Annotated in this window: 12 protein-coding genes and 1 pseudogene; 8 read left to right on the forward strand and 5 right to left on the reverse strand. The window is 63.8% G+C overall.

Annotated elements, in window-relative coordinates; all coding sequences use genetic code 11:
* Nucleotides 1–52: 52 nt before the first annotated feature.
* The 5 genes and pseudogenes from CDQ91_RS19190 (at nucleotide 53) to CDQ91_RS19210 (ending at nucleotide 7,280) form a co-directional block, all read left to right on the forward strand.
* Nucleotides 53–796: a GntR family transcriptional regulator gene (locus CDQ91_RS19190; protein WP_088474317.1), complete on the forward strand. Its 744-nt coding sequence runs from the start codon at nucleotides 53–55 to the stop codon at nucleotides 794–796.
* Nucleotides 793–2,106 carry a zinc-binding metallopeptidase family protein gene (locus CDQ91_RS19195; protein WP_088474318.1) on the forward strand — a complete coding sequence of 438 codons (1,314 nt, stop codon included), beginning with the start codon at nucleotides 793–795 and terminating at the stop codon, nucleotides 2,104–2,106. The genes CDQ91_RS19190 and CDQ91_RS19195 overlap by 4 nt, the downstream gene beginning before the upstream one ends.
* A gap of 96 nt (nucleotides 2,107–2,202) precedes the next feature.
* Complete coding sequence (locus CDQ91_RS19200) at nucleotides 2,203–4,446, forward strand: TonB-dependent receptor (protein ID WP_088474319.1); 2,244 nt, start codon at nucleotides 2,203–2,205, stop codon at nucleotides 4,444–4,446.
* Nucleotides 4,447–4,519: 73 nt separating this feature from the next.
* Nucleotides 4,520–5,752, forward strand: a complete 1,233-nt coding sequence (locus CDQ91_RS19205; protein WP_088474320.1) for a serine hydrolase domain-containing protein — start codon at nucleotides 4,520–4,522, stop codon at nucleotides 5,750–5,752.
* A gap of 155 nt (nucleotides 5,753–5,907) precedes the next feature.
* Nucleotides 5,908–7,280 (forward strand): annotated as a pseudogene (locus tag CDQ91_RS19210) (transposase).
* Nucleotides 7,281–7,389: 109 nt separating this feature from the next.
* On the opposite strand, the gene CDQ91_RS19215 reads toward CDQ91_RS19210, so the two are convergent.
* The gene (locus tag CDQ91_RS19215) at nucleotides 7,390–8,877 is read right to left on the reverse strand and encodes an MFS transporter (RefSeq protein WP_088474363.1); all 1,488 of its coding nucleotides are present in this window, start codon (nucleotides 8,875–8,877) and stop codon (nucleotides 7,390–7,392) included.
* Nucleotides 8,878–9,034: 157 nt separating this feature from the next.
* Here CDQ91_RS19215 and CDQ91_RS19220 point away from each other — a divergent pair, with 157 nt between their 5' ends.
* Nucleotides 9,035–9,505: a hypothetical protein gene (locus CDQ91_RS19220; protein ID WP_088474321.1), complete on the forward strand. Its 471-nt coding sequence runs from the start codon at nucleotides 9,035–9,037 to the stop codon at nucleotides 9,503–9,505.
* A gap of 49 nt (nucleotides 9,506–9,554) precedes the next feature.
* Nucleotides 9,555–9,935 (forward strand): SCO4402 family protein, encoded by a 381-nt coding sequence (locus tag CDQ91_RS19225; RefSeq protein WP_088474322.1) that lies wholly within the window; start codon nucleotides 9,555–9,557, stop codon nucleotides 9,933–9,935.
* Between the two features lie 176 nt (nucleotides 9,936–10,111).
* Here the strand turns inward: CDQ91_RS19225 and mtgA are convergent, their stop codons facing one another.
* The gene (gene mtgA / locus CDQ91_RS19230) at nucleotides 10,112–10,810 is read right to left on the reverse strand and encodes a monofunctional biosynthetic peptidoglycan transglycosylase (protein ID WP_088474323.1); all 699 of its coding nucleotides are present in this window, start codon (nucleotides 10,808–10,810) and stop codon (nucleotides 10,112–10,114) included.
* A gap of 78 nt (nucleotides 10,811–10,888) precedes the next feature.
* On the opposite strand from mtgA, the gene CDQ91_RS19235 reads away from it, so the two are divergent.
* Nucleotides 10,889–11,686, forward strand: coding sequence for a transporter (locus CDQ91_RS19235; RefSeq protein ID WP_088474324.1), 798 nt, complete (start codon nucleotides 10,889–10,891; stop codon nucleotides 11,684–11,686).
* A gap of 30 nt (nucleotides 11,687–11,716) precedes the next feature.
* Here the strand turns inward: CDQ91_RS19235 and CDQ91_RS19240 are convergent, their stop codons facing one another.
* From CDQ91_RS19240 to rpoH, 3 genes are all read right to left on the reverse strand, one after another.
* Nucleotides 11,717–12,331, reverse strand: coding sequence for a hypothetical protein (locus CDQ91_RS19240; protein WP_088474325.1), 615 nt, complete (start codon nucleotides 12,329–12,331; stop codon nucleotides 11,717–11,719).
* Nucleotides 12,332–12,411: 80 nt separating this feature from the next.
* Nucleotides 12,412–12,798 (reverse strand): cupredoxin domain-containing protein, encoded by a 387-nt coding sequence (locus CDQ91_RS19245; protein ID WP_088474326.1) that lies wholly within the window; start codon nucleotides 12,796–12,798, stop codon nucleotides 12,412–12,414.
* 62 nt (nucleotides 12,799–12,860) lie between these two features.
* The gene (gene rpoH / locus CDQ91_RS19250; RefSeq protein ID WP_088474327.1) at nucleotides 12,861–13,763 is read right to left on the reverse strand and encodes an RNA polymerase sigma factor RpoH; all 903 of its coding nucleotides are present in this window, start codon (nucleotides 13,761–13,763) and stop codon (nucleotides 12,861–12,863) included.
* Nucleotides 13,764–13,823: the final 60 nt, after the last annotated feature.

The raw sequence follows: 13,823 nt of genomic DNA on the forward strand, positions 1-13,823 counted from the left end.
TGTTTTCCCGATCTAGGATGGCACCGGCAGACAGGGAGCCGAACGGGTGGAAATGGCCGCGACGAAGACCGACGACGAGCAGGCGCCGACACAGGACCGGGTTATCGCACGGTTGCTGACCGACGACATCGTCGAATGGCGGATTCCGCCGGGATCGTGGCTGCGCGAGCGTGAGATTGCGGCGCGCTTTGGAGTCAGTCACGCACCCGTTCGCGAAGCCTTTCGGCATCTCGCGAGCATCGGGCTGGTCAAGGTCGTGCCCTGGCGCGGCGCTTATGCGATCGACGTCGACGACCATGGGGCGGATGAGATCTACGAGCTGTGGAAAGCGCTCTTCGGGGTCGTTTGCCGCCTCGCGTGCACGGCGATGAGCGACCGCGACGGGCGCGAGCTGATGCACCGGCTGATCGAATATAAGGATGTGACCGAACGAACCACCAATTCCGCCGAGCATCTCAGGGTCTCGAACCGGATCGGGCGATTCATCGCCAAGCGATCGAATGCGCCGATGGCGCTCGAGTTGCTCGACCGGCTGGCGCTGCTCGCGCGCTGGCAGCACAATGTCTACACCGACGAGTTTGTCGCGACGCACGGCGAGGGCGAGGTCGGCCGCCGGTCGGCGGTGCTCTATGAGCAGCTTTGCCGGCATATCGTCGCGCGCGAACCCGACGACGCCGACCGCGTCGCGCGCGACCTGATTGCCACATCGCAGCAGAATTTCGCCGAGGCGCTGGCGGAATATAAGGCACGGCGGACCAAGGCAAAGCCTGGCCGTCGCCGCGCCCGCGCGTCGTGACGCGGGGTTATGCCGGCCGGCGGAGCCTGCTGAAGGCAGGGCTTGCGGCGCCGATCGCTTTTCAGGCTGCTCCCGCCTTCGCCGCTGGGGGCGATGATGCCATATTCGCGGCCGAACGGCTTTTCGCCGATGTGAAGGCCTACGCCGAAGCGGGCAATAAGCAGTCGGGCGGGGCGGGCGATCGCTGGGCCGCCGACTGGGCTGCGCGGCGGCTTGCTGCGGCGGGCTTTGCGGTCGAGCGCCAGTCGTTCGACGTGCCCTGGTTCGAAGCGGCGACATGCGAATTGGCGCTCGGCGATCGGAAAATCCCCCTGATGGCGCAGCCGCTCGCCGTGCCGACGGGCGTTGGCGGGATCGGGGCGCCGCTGCGGCTTGCGGAGGTCAGCGATCGGCTCGATGGCGCGATCGCGGTGGTGCGGCTGCCGTATCGCCGCTGGTCGAGCCTGCTCGACCGGGCGGTGCGCGATCCGCTGGCCGATGCGCTGGCGCGGGGCGCGGCCGCGGTCATCCTTGTGACCACAGGGCCCACCGGCGAGGCGCTGCTCCTCAATGCGCCGGCCGATGCGCCGCTGTCGGACAATCCGTTGGCGCTGCTGGCGCCGCGCCTTGCGGCGCCCGTCATCGAAGCGGCGCGGCAGGGGCAGCCGGCGATGCTGGTGCTGCGCGGGAAGGGCGGTTCGCGCGTCGCGGAGAATGTCGTGGCGCGGCGCGTGCGCAAGGGGCGCCGCTGGCTCGTGGTCTCGACCCCGCGCTCGGGCTGGACCGATTGCGCGGGCGAACGCGGGCCGGGTTTCGCGATCTGGCTCGCGCTCGCCGAATGGATGCCGCGCGCCTTCCCCGATCATAGCCTGCTCTTCGTCTGCAACAGCGGGCATGAATATGAAAATCTGGGTGCCAGCCATATCGTCGAAAAGGTCGGGCCGCCGCCTGCCGACACCGATCTCTGGCTGCATCTCGGCGCCAATGTCGCGACGCGCGACTATCAGGACATGCCCGGGCGCCTGTTGCCGTTGCCGAGCGCCGATCCCTTCCGCTTCCTGATGACCTCGGCCGCCTTTGTCGATCGCGCCCGGTCGGATTTCAGGGGGTTGCCGGGACTGGAGATGGCTTATCCCTCGACCGAAGGGGTCGCGGGCGAACTCTCCGAAGTGGTCAAGGCCGGCTATCCGCATCATGCCGGAATTTTCGGCGCGCACCGCCATCATCACGCGCCGACCGACAATCTTTCGGTCGTCGCGCCCGCGCCGCTTGCCGCTACGGCGCGAGCGGTTCGCGACTTCCTCACCGCCATCATTCCCGTCCGCCGCTGACCGGCGTCGCCGCGAGGGCGAGTTTCCGGCTTGACTCGCGTCGCCATATGCACAAAATTATCGATAATAATTGCAATAACGACATGGGAGGGATTTATGGGACGCAAGGCGCAGCTTCTTTTCGGCACGGCCGCGCTCTGGGTGGCGGCCGCCGCGCCTGCTTCGGCCCAGGATCGGGCTCCCGAGGCCCTTCCGGCCGATACGGCGGCGGAAGCGGGCGATGACGGCGCGATCGTCGTCACCGCGCGGCGCCGCGAGGAACGCCTGTCCGACGTGCCGACCGCGGCATCGGTGATCGACGCGACGTCGCTCAACGATCGCGGCGGGGCGACCGGAAGCGGCGAGCTCCTCGCCGACCAGCCGAGCGTGCGCTTCAACAATCTCAGCTCGTCGATCACGTCCGAAATTTCGATCCGCGCGTCGTCGACGGCGCGCGCGACCAACGGCGACCCGAGCGTCGGCCTCTATCGGGGCGGCGCCTATATCGCCGGCGGTCCGGTCGGCGGGCGCAACTTCACCCGCCTCGACATGCTCGACATCGGCCGCGTCGAGGTGCTGCGCGGGACGCAGGGCGCGCTATACGGCCGCAACGCGGTCGGCGGCGCGATCAACATCATATCGGCCGAGCCCGAATTCGACCTGTCGGGCTGGGCAAGCGCGCGATACGGGTTCGAGAACAACAGCCTGCAACTGCAGGGTGCGGTGAACGTACCGCTGGGCGACGGGATCGCGGCGCGGATCAGCGGCGACCTGGTCGAACAGGACAAGGGCTTTTTCTACAACCCCGACAATGACGTCTATTTCGACCGGCAGAAGGGGCATGGCCTGCGCGGGCAGATCCGCCTGAAGCGCGGACCGGTCGACGCGGTGATCATGGCCGAGACGCAGCGCCTGACGACGCCGTCTATCCATTATCAGATCTTCATTCCGGCCGGCACGCCGGGCTTTCCGGGCGGCTATATCCAGGACCGTTTCCGCTATCCGTGGAGCACCGCACCGCGGGCCTCGCAGGACGTCGACGGGTTGCAGGCGATCGTGCGCGTCGATCTTGGCGGCGCCGACCTCACCTCGACGACGTCCTTCCGCAAGCGGCACAGCGAATATGATCTCGACAATGATGCGGTCAGTGTTGCCGAGCTGGCGCGTGCGCGCGCCGCGGGCGAAGTCGGGCCGCTGACCCCGCTCGACCCGGGCAGCGCGTCCTATGTGGTGGATACGACCGACAATTTCTCGCAGGACATCCATGTCAGCGGATCGAACGACCGGCTGACTTGGCTGGTGGGCGCGGAAATGCTCCTCCTCGACAGCGATTTTTCGGTGACGACGACGCGCACGCCGACGCTCGCCAACCCGTCGCCGGGCAATATCGCGCCCGCGCGGCTCCATTTCGAAAGCTATGCCGCTTATGGTTCGCTCGGCTTCGACCTGACCGACAGCCTCAATGTCACCGGCGAACTGCGCTATACGCGCGACAGTCGCAGCATCACCGCGCGGCTCTATGATCTCGGGACGGGGCTCCCGACCGGCGGGCCGTCGCGGATCATCGACGATAGCATCACCGCCAACAATCTCTCCTACAACGCGACGCTGTCCTATAAGCTGACCTCCGACATCCTCGCCTATGCCAAGGTCGGGAGCAGCTATCGCGCCGGCGGCTTCAACACGCGCCTGTCCGACCCGCGCGCGCCGAGCCCGGTGCAGGTGTTGTTCGGCAACGAAAACAGCACCAGCTACGAGATTGGCGTAAAGGGCAGCCCGGTGCGGCGCGGCTATTTCGCGGTCGCGGGCTATTATACCGAGCTTCAGGATCTGATCGCGCAGGTCGACGACGGCTGCGCGCTGACCAACCCGACCTGTCCGGTCGCAGCGGTGAGTTATCTCACCAACGCCGGCGATGCGAAGAGCTGGGGCATCGAAGCCGAATACAGCCAGGGCTTCGATCTGGGCGAAGGCAACGGTCGTCTGGCGCTTAGCGGGTCGCGGCAGGGCGGCAAGGTGAAGAGCGGGCGGTACGACGGACTCGACCTTGCGCAGGTGCCCGACTGGCTCGCCGCGGCCAACCTCAACCTCCGTTACCCCGTCGCGAACGATGTTTCGCTGACCGGCAACATCCTCGTCAGCGGCCAATGGGGTGGAAAGCAGGAGCTGACCGCGACCTCGGTCGACCTCGACGACTATGTGCTCGTCAACCTGCGCGTCGGGGTCGAGTTCGGGAAGGTGAGCATCAGCGCCTTCGCGAACAACCTCTTCGACAAGGTCTACTATGTCGCGCAGGCGCCGACGATCAACCGCTACAGCCAGCCGCGAGTAATCGGGGTCGAGGGACGTATCTCCTTCTGATCCGGCGGCCACCGCGCCGGATTCTGCGGCGCCTCCTTTCGAAACGTGTAACGAAGAGGACGGGAGAGACGATATGGTTGAACGCAAGACATGGGCGTGGCTCGCCGCGGGTGCGGCCGTCATCGGCGCGGGCGCCTTTGCGCAGGGCGGTGTGACCGGCGGTGAAAGGGGAGAGGCGCGCCCGATGGTGCAGTTGCCACCGGCAGCGGCCACTGCGGCGAATGGCACAGCGCCTGCTTCGGCAGGAGTTTCGTCTGCCAGCCTTACCACAACCGTCGGCGGTTATACCTACGACTGGACGGCGCTGCAGGCGGCGATCGATGCCGACGCCGAAGTCGCGAACGGCTATTTCATCGTCGGGAACGCCACCGACGCCGACCATCTGTTTGCATATGAGAAGGGCAGCTTCGGAATCGATCGGGTGACGCCGCTCGCTTCGGCCACCAAATGGTTTGCAGGAACGCTCGCCATGCGGATGGCGCAGGCGGGGATTGTCACGCTGGACGACCCGATGCGGCCGCCGCTCGCCTTCTGGACGACGACCGGGACCAAGAAGGACGTCAAGCTGAAGCATGCGCTGTCGATGACGTCGGGGTTCAACGGCAGCCCGCTGGTCGGAGGGTGCCAGCTGACACCGGCGCTGATCCTGTACAATTGCGCGAAGAATATTCACGACCTGCGATACGACATCCTGCGTCCCGGCAACGCGCCGGGCGCGCAATATAGCTATGGTCCGCACGGGATGCAGATCGCCGCCGCCTATCTCGAGGCGAAGGATGTAAGCATCCAGCCCGGAACAACGCCGGCGCGTCAGCGCACCTTCCACGAACTTTTCGCCCAGCATGTCACGACGCCGCTCGGGATGACGAGCACGACATGGTATGATCCGGCGGGCAGCGCGCCGACGAACCCGTGGGTGGCGGGGGGCGCCTATTCGACCCCGCGCGACTATGCCAAGCTGCTGCGCGCGCTCCTCGGCGGCGCCTTCGTGACCGATATGACCGTCTTTACCCAGCCGCGCACGACGGGCCTGCCGCGCGTCTTCGTGCCCTCGGGGGCCTCGAACTGGGAATATGCTCTGGGCTCCTTCGTCGAATGCGACACGCCATCGGCCTGCGCGACATCGACGATCAATTCGGCGCCGGGCGCTTATGGATGGACGGGCTGGATCGATCGCGGAACCGGCTATTACGGCCTGATCGCGACCGAGATTTCGAGCGGCGGAGATCGTAAGGGCACCGAACTGGAACAGGAGATGCAGGGCCTGATCGAAGCGGCTATCGCGAGCCGCGTGCCTGCGCCTTAAAATCTTGTTCGCAGCGCTTTTGGTTCGAGTGTCTGCTTCTCCAGATTTCGAACCAAAAGTTGCCTGACCGTAATCGGCCAATGCTGTTGAAAAAGTCCCCTTGCAGTGAAGCGCCAGTCCTGATTCAGAATCTCCAAGATCGGGAGATTTTGCAGATGATGGGTGAGCGGACGGTGATGCAGGAGGCGCTGTTTTACAGCTTCAGCCTCGAGGATCATGTGCCGGCAGATCACCTGCTCCGGTCGATCGACCGGTTCTTGGATCTGGGTGATCTGCGCGAGCATCTGCGGCCCTATTATAGCGAGAGGGGTCGGCCATCGATCGATCCGGAGTTGATGATCCGGATGCTGATCATCGGCTATTGCATAGGGATCCGATCGGAGCGTCGGCTGTGTGAGGAGGTTCATCTGAACCTGGCCTATCGCTGGTTCTGCCGGTTGGGCTCGACGGCGCGGTTCCTGATCACTCGACCTTCTCGAAGAACCGGCATGGGCGCTTCCGCGACAGCGATCTGCTCCGCAAGCTGTTCGAGATGACGGTAGGGCGCTGCATGGCGGAGGGACTTGTCGGCGGTGAAGGCTTTGCCGTCGATGCGAGCCTGATCCGGGCAGAGGCCAATCGCCAGACCTTCCACAGCGGTGAAGAGGGCTTGCCCGCGGAGCTGTCGACGCGTGCGGTTGATGAGTATCTGGCGGTGCTCGACGATGCGGCGTTCGGCGGGGCGAGCCAGGCGGTTCCGCCCCGCATATCGCCATCAGATCCGGCGTCGCGCTACACCTCGGCGCACGGCGGCCGCGCCGAGTTCTGCTATGCGACCAACTATCTGATCGACGTCGAGCATGCCGTCATCGTCGATGTCGAGGCGAGCACCGCGGTGCGGCAGGCCGAGGTGACTGCAGCCAAGCGGATGATCGCACGCGTGCATGACGATCTTGGGCTCTGGCCGCGCAAGCTGATCGGTGACACCGGCTATGGCTCGGCCGACATGCTCGGCTGGCTGGTGAACGAGCGCGACATTGAGCCGCATATCCCGGTGTTCGACAAGTCTGCTCGCACCGATGGCGCCTTCGATCGCACCGACTTCCTGTTCGATCATGAGCTGGATCATTACACTTGCCCGGCGGGCAAGCAGCTCCGGCACTTCCGCCGGACGGGCCATGTCGATCACAACCGGCCGAACGCTGATGGTCTTTATCGCTACCGCGCCAGCAAGCTCGACTGCGATGCATGCGCGCTCAAGCCACGCTGCTGCCCTGGCGCGGAGCCGCGCAAGGTGCTGCGCTCGGTCCAGGAAGGTGCCCGCGACCTTGCCCGTGTGATCGCCCAGGAAGACGAATGGATCACCTCGCGTCGTGAGCGAAAGAAGGTCGAGATGCTGTTCGCCCACCTCAAACGCATCCTTCGGCTCGACCGGCTGCGATTACGCGGCCCCAATGGCGCCCGCGACGAGTTCCACCTCGCAGCTGCAGCCCAGAACCTCCGCAAAATGGCCAAGATCATCCCAATGTCGCAGCCCGCCATGGCTTGAAGGGGCGCGCGTCCGCACTCACAAGCGCCGTCCCGCTCCGTCCGCTTCTATCAAATGCGGACTTTATCAACAGCATCGGCCACCGTCAGCCTTAGCCGTCTTTGCCATGCTATGGGGCCGAATGGTCGACCCGTGTCATCGCAATCATTGCAAGGAGTAAGGCAAATGCAGCGAAGGCCATCGTATAGATGGGCTCGCCTGGAAACAGCGATTTCATGATCGAGCCCATCACCGTTGCGACGAGCAATTGCGGGACGACGACGAAGACGTTGAAGAGCCCCATGTAGATGCCGAGCTTGGCTTGCGGCAGGCTGGAGGCGAGGATCGCATAGGGCATCGCGAGGACCGACGCCCAGAAAATGCCGATGAAGACCTCGCTGACGATCAAATGCGTAGGGTCGCGCAGCAGGAAGAAGCTGGCATATCCGACCGCGCCGCACGCGATGCCGACGATGTGCGTCCGCGCCTGCCCAAGGCGGCGGGCGAGCCAAGGGAGCAAGGTCAGCGCCGCGATCGCGGCGACGCCGTTATAGATTGCGAACAGCTGGCCGACCCAGTTGCCCGCTTCCTGATAGGCAGCGCTGGCGGCATCGGTCGTTCCGAAATGATATTGGGCGACGATCGGGGTGGTGTTGATCCACATGATGAACAGCGCCGACCAGCTGAAGAATTGGACGAGCGCGAGCCGCTTCATCAGCGGGGGCATGCCGGAGAAATCGCCGACGATGCTCGACAGCATATTGCGGTCGTTACCCCGCCGCGCCAGCGCGATCGCGACCATGTTCGCGAGGCCGTAGCCGATGAGCAGCGCGCCGAGCAGCAGCACTTCGCGAAGCAGCGCGAAATTATGCTGGACGAACAGGACGAGGACGCCCGCAGCCGCCCAGGCGAGGCCGCCATGATAGCCGCGTGAGGCGAGCGCGCGACTGGCGAGGCCTCCATCGGGTGCGACGCTTTCGAAGGCCGCCATCTGTTCGGGGCTATATTCGTCGGTGGTGACGACGGTCCACAGCACGGCGAGGAACAGCGCGATCCCGCCGAACCAGAAGGCGTAGCGGACCGTATCGGGAATCTGCCCCGGCGGGGCGACATTGGCGATCCCCATCGCCTCCATCAGCGTCGGGAACAGCGACCCGACGACCGCGCCCGCGCCGATGAAGGCGGTCTGCACCGCATAGCCGACGCTGTGCTGGTCCTTGCGGAGCATGTCGCCGACGAAGGCGCGGAAGGGTTCCATCGAGATGTTGAGCGAGGCGTCGAGGATCCACAGCATCATCGCGGCGAACCAGATCGCGGGGCTCTCGGGCATGACGAACAGGGCGATGGCAGCGAGGATCGCGCCGGCGAGAAAGTAAGGACGGCGGCGCCCGAGCCGGCCGAGCCAGGTGCGGTCGCTCATATGACCGATGATCGGCTGGACTAGCAGCCCGGTCAGCGGCGCGGCAACCCACAGGCCGGGGAGCCTTTCGATATCTTCGCCCAGCGATTGGAATATCCGGCTCATATTCGCATTTTGCAGCGCGAAGCCGATCTGGATGCCGAAAAAGCCGAAGCTGATATTCCACAGGCCGGCGAAGCCCTGCTTCGGTTTTTCCATCATGCGTCTCCCCTTGCGGCCGCTGTCGCGGCTCGCGTTGGTGCGGGTGTTGCAGGGCCGGCGGGCGAGGGCAAGCACGGCGCGGTTAGGTATACGAATACGTTGAGGCCGATTCCGACCGATTGCAGACGTTCATTAAAAAAGTAATGATCGCCTTGTGACCACCGCTCATCCTTCCCTTATCGCCCTCGGTGTAGCGGCTTTGATGATGAGCGGATGCGACAATTCCGTCGAGCATAAGGTTGGCGACCAATCCTTAAGTTCGGCAGCAGGTGTCGATGGCGCCTCTACTTTCGATATTGCTCCCGCCGAACGTATCGCGCTTCAGCAGCAAGCACGCGCAGGCAATGGGGAGGCCGCGTATAGGCTTGCAGTTTTTTATGGGATGGCGGGAGGAGAATCTGGCCGTGCCGGCGACCCAAGAAATTCGCTGGAAGAAGAGAAGTGGCTGCGGCTTTCAGCAAAGGCCGGGTTCGAGCCCGGTAAGCATTCCTTGGCGGTGAAAATTGGGTCGAAGGATTGCGCTACCGCGCGACATATGATGGCCGAAATCGCGGCGACTAGTAGTGACTCTGAGCTTCGCGAAAATGCCCAGCATTGGCTGGAGGACGACGCCCTTTGCAAATGACAGCAAACGACCAATTGAGAACAATCCAGATCATAGTTATCCTCACCATATGACGGATAATCACTCATTCCTGCCTGCTTCGATTGCCAATCCGGACAAGCGACAAGAGCTCATTCTGTATCTCAAAGACTTGGCGGCAGAAGACCCGGAAGAACTTTGGCGCAATGAGCGCGAACAAGGGCTGGTGTCAGACATCGATCAGATTTGTCATTTTTTCTTCGACGACAATGATTTTGACGAAGGCGCAGTCGGTTATAGTCTTTTGGATGTGAACGAAGTCGAGGCCATTGGTGAGGTGAAGGCCTTGCTGGACGCGATGCTTGTGGACCTACCCAAGGGAGATGACGCAGCATTCGTCAGCCATCACTTATGGCCACGCTTGCGTGCTAAGGCGCAAGAGGCACAATCCGCTTTTGAAGCGCGGAGCTAAACGTCCGCTTCCCACCCCAAAGCCGACATTTCATCTTCGTCGCCCCGGACTTGATCCGGGGTCCAGAAGGCCGGCGCCGTCATGGATCCCGGATCAAGTCCGGGATGACGAAAATTGGGTGGGTGTGCGGCGACCTACTTCATATCTGACATGGGCGATCAAACGGCGCAGCCGCGTCACTTATAAACGCACGCATCCAGCCCGTCGCGTTTCACCACCCCGATGCGTGCGCGGATCGTGTTGCCATAGCGGCGGGTAAAGCCCGACGGAGTGACCGCCTCGCGCTTCTTGGGCAGCGGCAGGATCGCGGCGATGCGCGCGGCTTCGGCCGGGGTCAGCTTGTCCGCGCCATGGTTGAAATAGCGCTGCGCTCCCGCCTCGACGCCATAGGTGCCGATGCCGGTCTCCGCGACGTTCAGATAGACTTCCATGATCCGCCGCTTGCCCCAGATTGTCTCGATCAGGAAAGTGAACCAGACCTCGGGAACCTTGCGGACATAGCGGGTCCAGCCGGTGCCCTGCCACAGAAAGGCGTTTTTCGCAGTCTGCTGGCTGATCGTCGATCCGCCGCGCATGCGCTTGCCCTTGGCGTTGCGCTCGATCGCCTGTTCGATCGCGTCGCGGTCGAACCCGTCGTGGCTGCAAAATTTTCCGTCTTCGGCGGCGATCACCGCGCGCACCATGTTGCGGTCGATGTCGGACAGGCTCGTCCAATCCTTGGTCATCCCGCTGCTGTCCGCCAGCATGGTGAAGGTCGCGGGCGGCGGCACGACGGCATAGAGCAGCACCCAAAGCAGCGAGATCAGGACAAAGCCGATGATGGCTTTGGCGGTGAATTTTAGAAATCCCAATATCATTGGTGTCGTGCGCGCCATGCTTTGCTGTTGCTGTCGATTTGGCCTAGTCCAAGGATCGGCAAAGGAAAAGTGCGGATCGCAAAGGCGGGGGATGTGATGATGTGGCGGACGTTCGGGATGGTGGCAGCCCTGGTCTCTGTCGTCCCTGCGGGCGCGCAGGAACGGCGCGATCTTTGCCCGGATCGTCCGGGGCTCGGCACACCCGCCTGCACGGTCGATGATGGCGATATCGTCCTTGAAATCGGGATCGGCGATTGGACGCGCGATCGCGACGGGTCGTTACAGACCGACATCATGGTCGCGGGCGATGCCTTGCTGCGCGTCGGGCTGACGCCGTCGCTGGAGGCGCAGATTGGCTGGACCGCCCTGGGCCGGGTTCGCGAGCGTGACCGGGCGTCGGGAACGGTCGCGACGCGGACCGACATCGGCGATGTGACGATCGCGCTGCGCCAGAACCTCCGCAACCCGGACGGTTCGGGCTTTTCGGTCGCCGCGATGCCCTATGTCACGCTGCCGGTGGGCGGACAGTCGATCGGCGCGGGCGATTGGGGAGCAGGGCTTTTGCTACCCGCGAGTGTCGAACTGGGCGGCGCGTCGCTAGGTCTGACGCCGCAGCTTGCCGCCGCGACCGACGGCGACGGCAAGGGACGACACCTTGCCTATGGCGCGACCGCTGGAGTGGGGTTTGGCGTATCGGACAATCTGTCGATGGCGATCGAGTTTGCGGCGGTTCGCGATCGTGATCCCGCAGGTCATGCCACCGAGCTGCTCGGCGGCATTTCGGCGGGTTGGCAGCCTGACGACGACAGCCAATGGGATATTGGGGCCAACATCGGGCTCAACGACAACAGCCCGGACATGCAGCTCTATCTCGGCTTTGTGCAGCGGTTCTAGGGCGGCTGCCCGAGAACGGCTGGTTTGGCCTCAGCTCTTCGGCGGCTCGTCGTCTTTCTTGTCTTTCGCCGCGTCGATCGCGTCATTGGCCTTGGCAGTGGCGGCCTTGGCCGCATCACTGGCTTCGGCGGCGAGTGCGCGCATTTTCGCCTCGGCCTCGACTTCCTTGCCGCTCATCACCAGCCACGCCATCACGATAGAAGCGATCAGCGACAGGAGCGCGAGCCAATAGCCGAAGTGCCAATTGACCTGGATCATCGCCAGCGCAGCCTGATCCATGCTGTTTCCCGCCCCGTTTTCGGCCGCCTCAGCAAGAATCGCATCCTTGGTGTAGCGCCAGGTGCCCGCAAGGATCAGGACGAATGCGGCTGCCGACGTGCCGAGCACCAGTCTGGCCGCCTCGCGCCCGCGGGTGAAGAGCAGGAACAGCCCGCCCGCGATCGCGAGCAGGGCCAGGATCAGCCAGACATTCATGGCGGCGTTGTCGCCGATCTGCGCCGCGCGGCCCAGCGCATTAACGCGGCCAAAGGCAAGGCCGAAGCCGCTCGCTTCGGCAAGCGGTTGGTTCGAGCAGCTGACGGTCATCCATGGCAGCAGGAAGGCCAGCAGCGCGATACCCTTGGGAATACGGATCCATTTCCACATGATATGTCTCCCCTTCAATCCGTCCAGTGGGGGGAGGCTAGGCCTTTGCGCCCGCGAGTCAAACGCGCGGCGCTTTGGGATCAATCGACCACTATCTTTCCCTTCATGCCCAGGCTGCTGTGCATGAAGTGCGAGCAATGGACTTTATAGGTCCCGGCCCCGGGTGTCAGTATGACGTCTATGCTCTCGCCCTTGCCCAGCGAGACGCGGCCTTCGGCGCCCCTCACCTTCGCGCGGTTCGCGGCGTCCATCGTCGCGGCGGCGAAGAATTCCGGCGCGGTGAAATCATGACCGCCCGACCCTTTGTTGACGAAATGGATCGCCATATTGCGCCCGGATTTCAGGTGCAGGTCGGCGGGGGTGTAGCTGAAATTGGCCAACACCACCGTCACCTTTTCTGCCTGTTCGGCAGCGAAAACGGGGACGGTGAGGGCCAGAGCGGCGGCGGCGAGCGACAGGAAACGCATGATATGCACTCCTTCTGCCGGACAATCCGGCTATGCCCGCCGCGCAGTTGAGCCCAGGGGGCTCAGGCGTTGATCAGCCGCCGGTCGCCGGCAAGCTTCAGCATCGCCTTTTGCAGTTTTTCAAATGCGCGCACCTCGATCTGGCGGACGCGTTCGCGGCTGACATCATAAACCTGGCTCAGATCCTCCAGCGTCTTGGGGTCGTCGGTCAGGCGGCGTTCGGTCAGGATGTGGCGTTCACGCTCGTTCAGCGTGTCGAGTGCTTCGTTGAGCAACCCATGGCGCACGTCGCGTTCCTGTGCCTCGGCGACACGCTCGTCCTGCAACGGGCCTTCGTCGCCCAGCAGATCCTGCCACTGGCTGTCACCATCCTCGCCCATCGGGACGTTCAGCGAGGTGTCGCCGCCCATCGCCATGCGACGGTTCATGCTGGTGACTTCGTCCTCGGTGACGCCCAGGTCGGTTGCGATCTTGGTCAGATGTTCGGGCGACAGGTCGCCGTCCTCGAAAGCCTCCAGGCTATTCTTCATCCGGCGCAGGTTGAAGAATAATTTCTTCTGCGCTGCGGTGGTGCCCATTTTGACAAGGCTCCACGACCGCAGGATGAATTCCTGGATCGACGCGCGAATCCACCACATCGCATAGGTGGCGAGGCGGAAGCCGCGTTCGGGGTCGAATTTCTTCACCCCCTGCATCAGGCCGATATTGCCTTCGGAGATGAGCTCGCTGACCGGCAGGCCATAGCCGCGGTAGCCCATGGCGATCTTCGCCACGAGCCGAAGGTGCGAGGTGACGAGCTGCGCCGCAGCTTCATTGTCGCCATGCTCCTGGAATCGCTTCGCGAGCATATATTCCTGCTCGGGGGTGAGCAGGGGGAATTTGCGGATTTCCGACAGGTAGCGGTTCAGGCTGGCTTCGCCGCCGAGCGCTGGAACCGTAGCCGGAACATTGCTTTTGTTAGCCATTGGAAAGCGTCTTCCCTAAAATCATAAAACCATGTTGCCCCGGTTGCTTCCGGCGGTCGA

Origin of the sequence: Sphingopyxis witflariensis, assembly GCF_002205635.1 — a bacterium.
Lineage (GTDB): Bacteria > Pseudomonadota > Alphaproteobacteria > Sphingomonadales > Sphingomonadaceae > Sphingopyxis > Sphingopyxis witflariensis.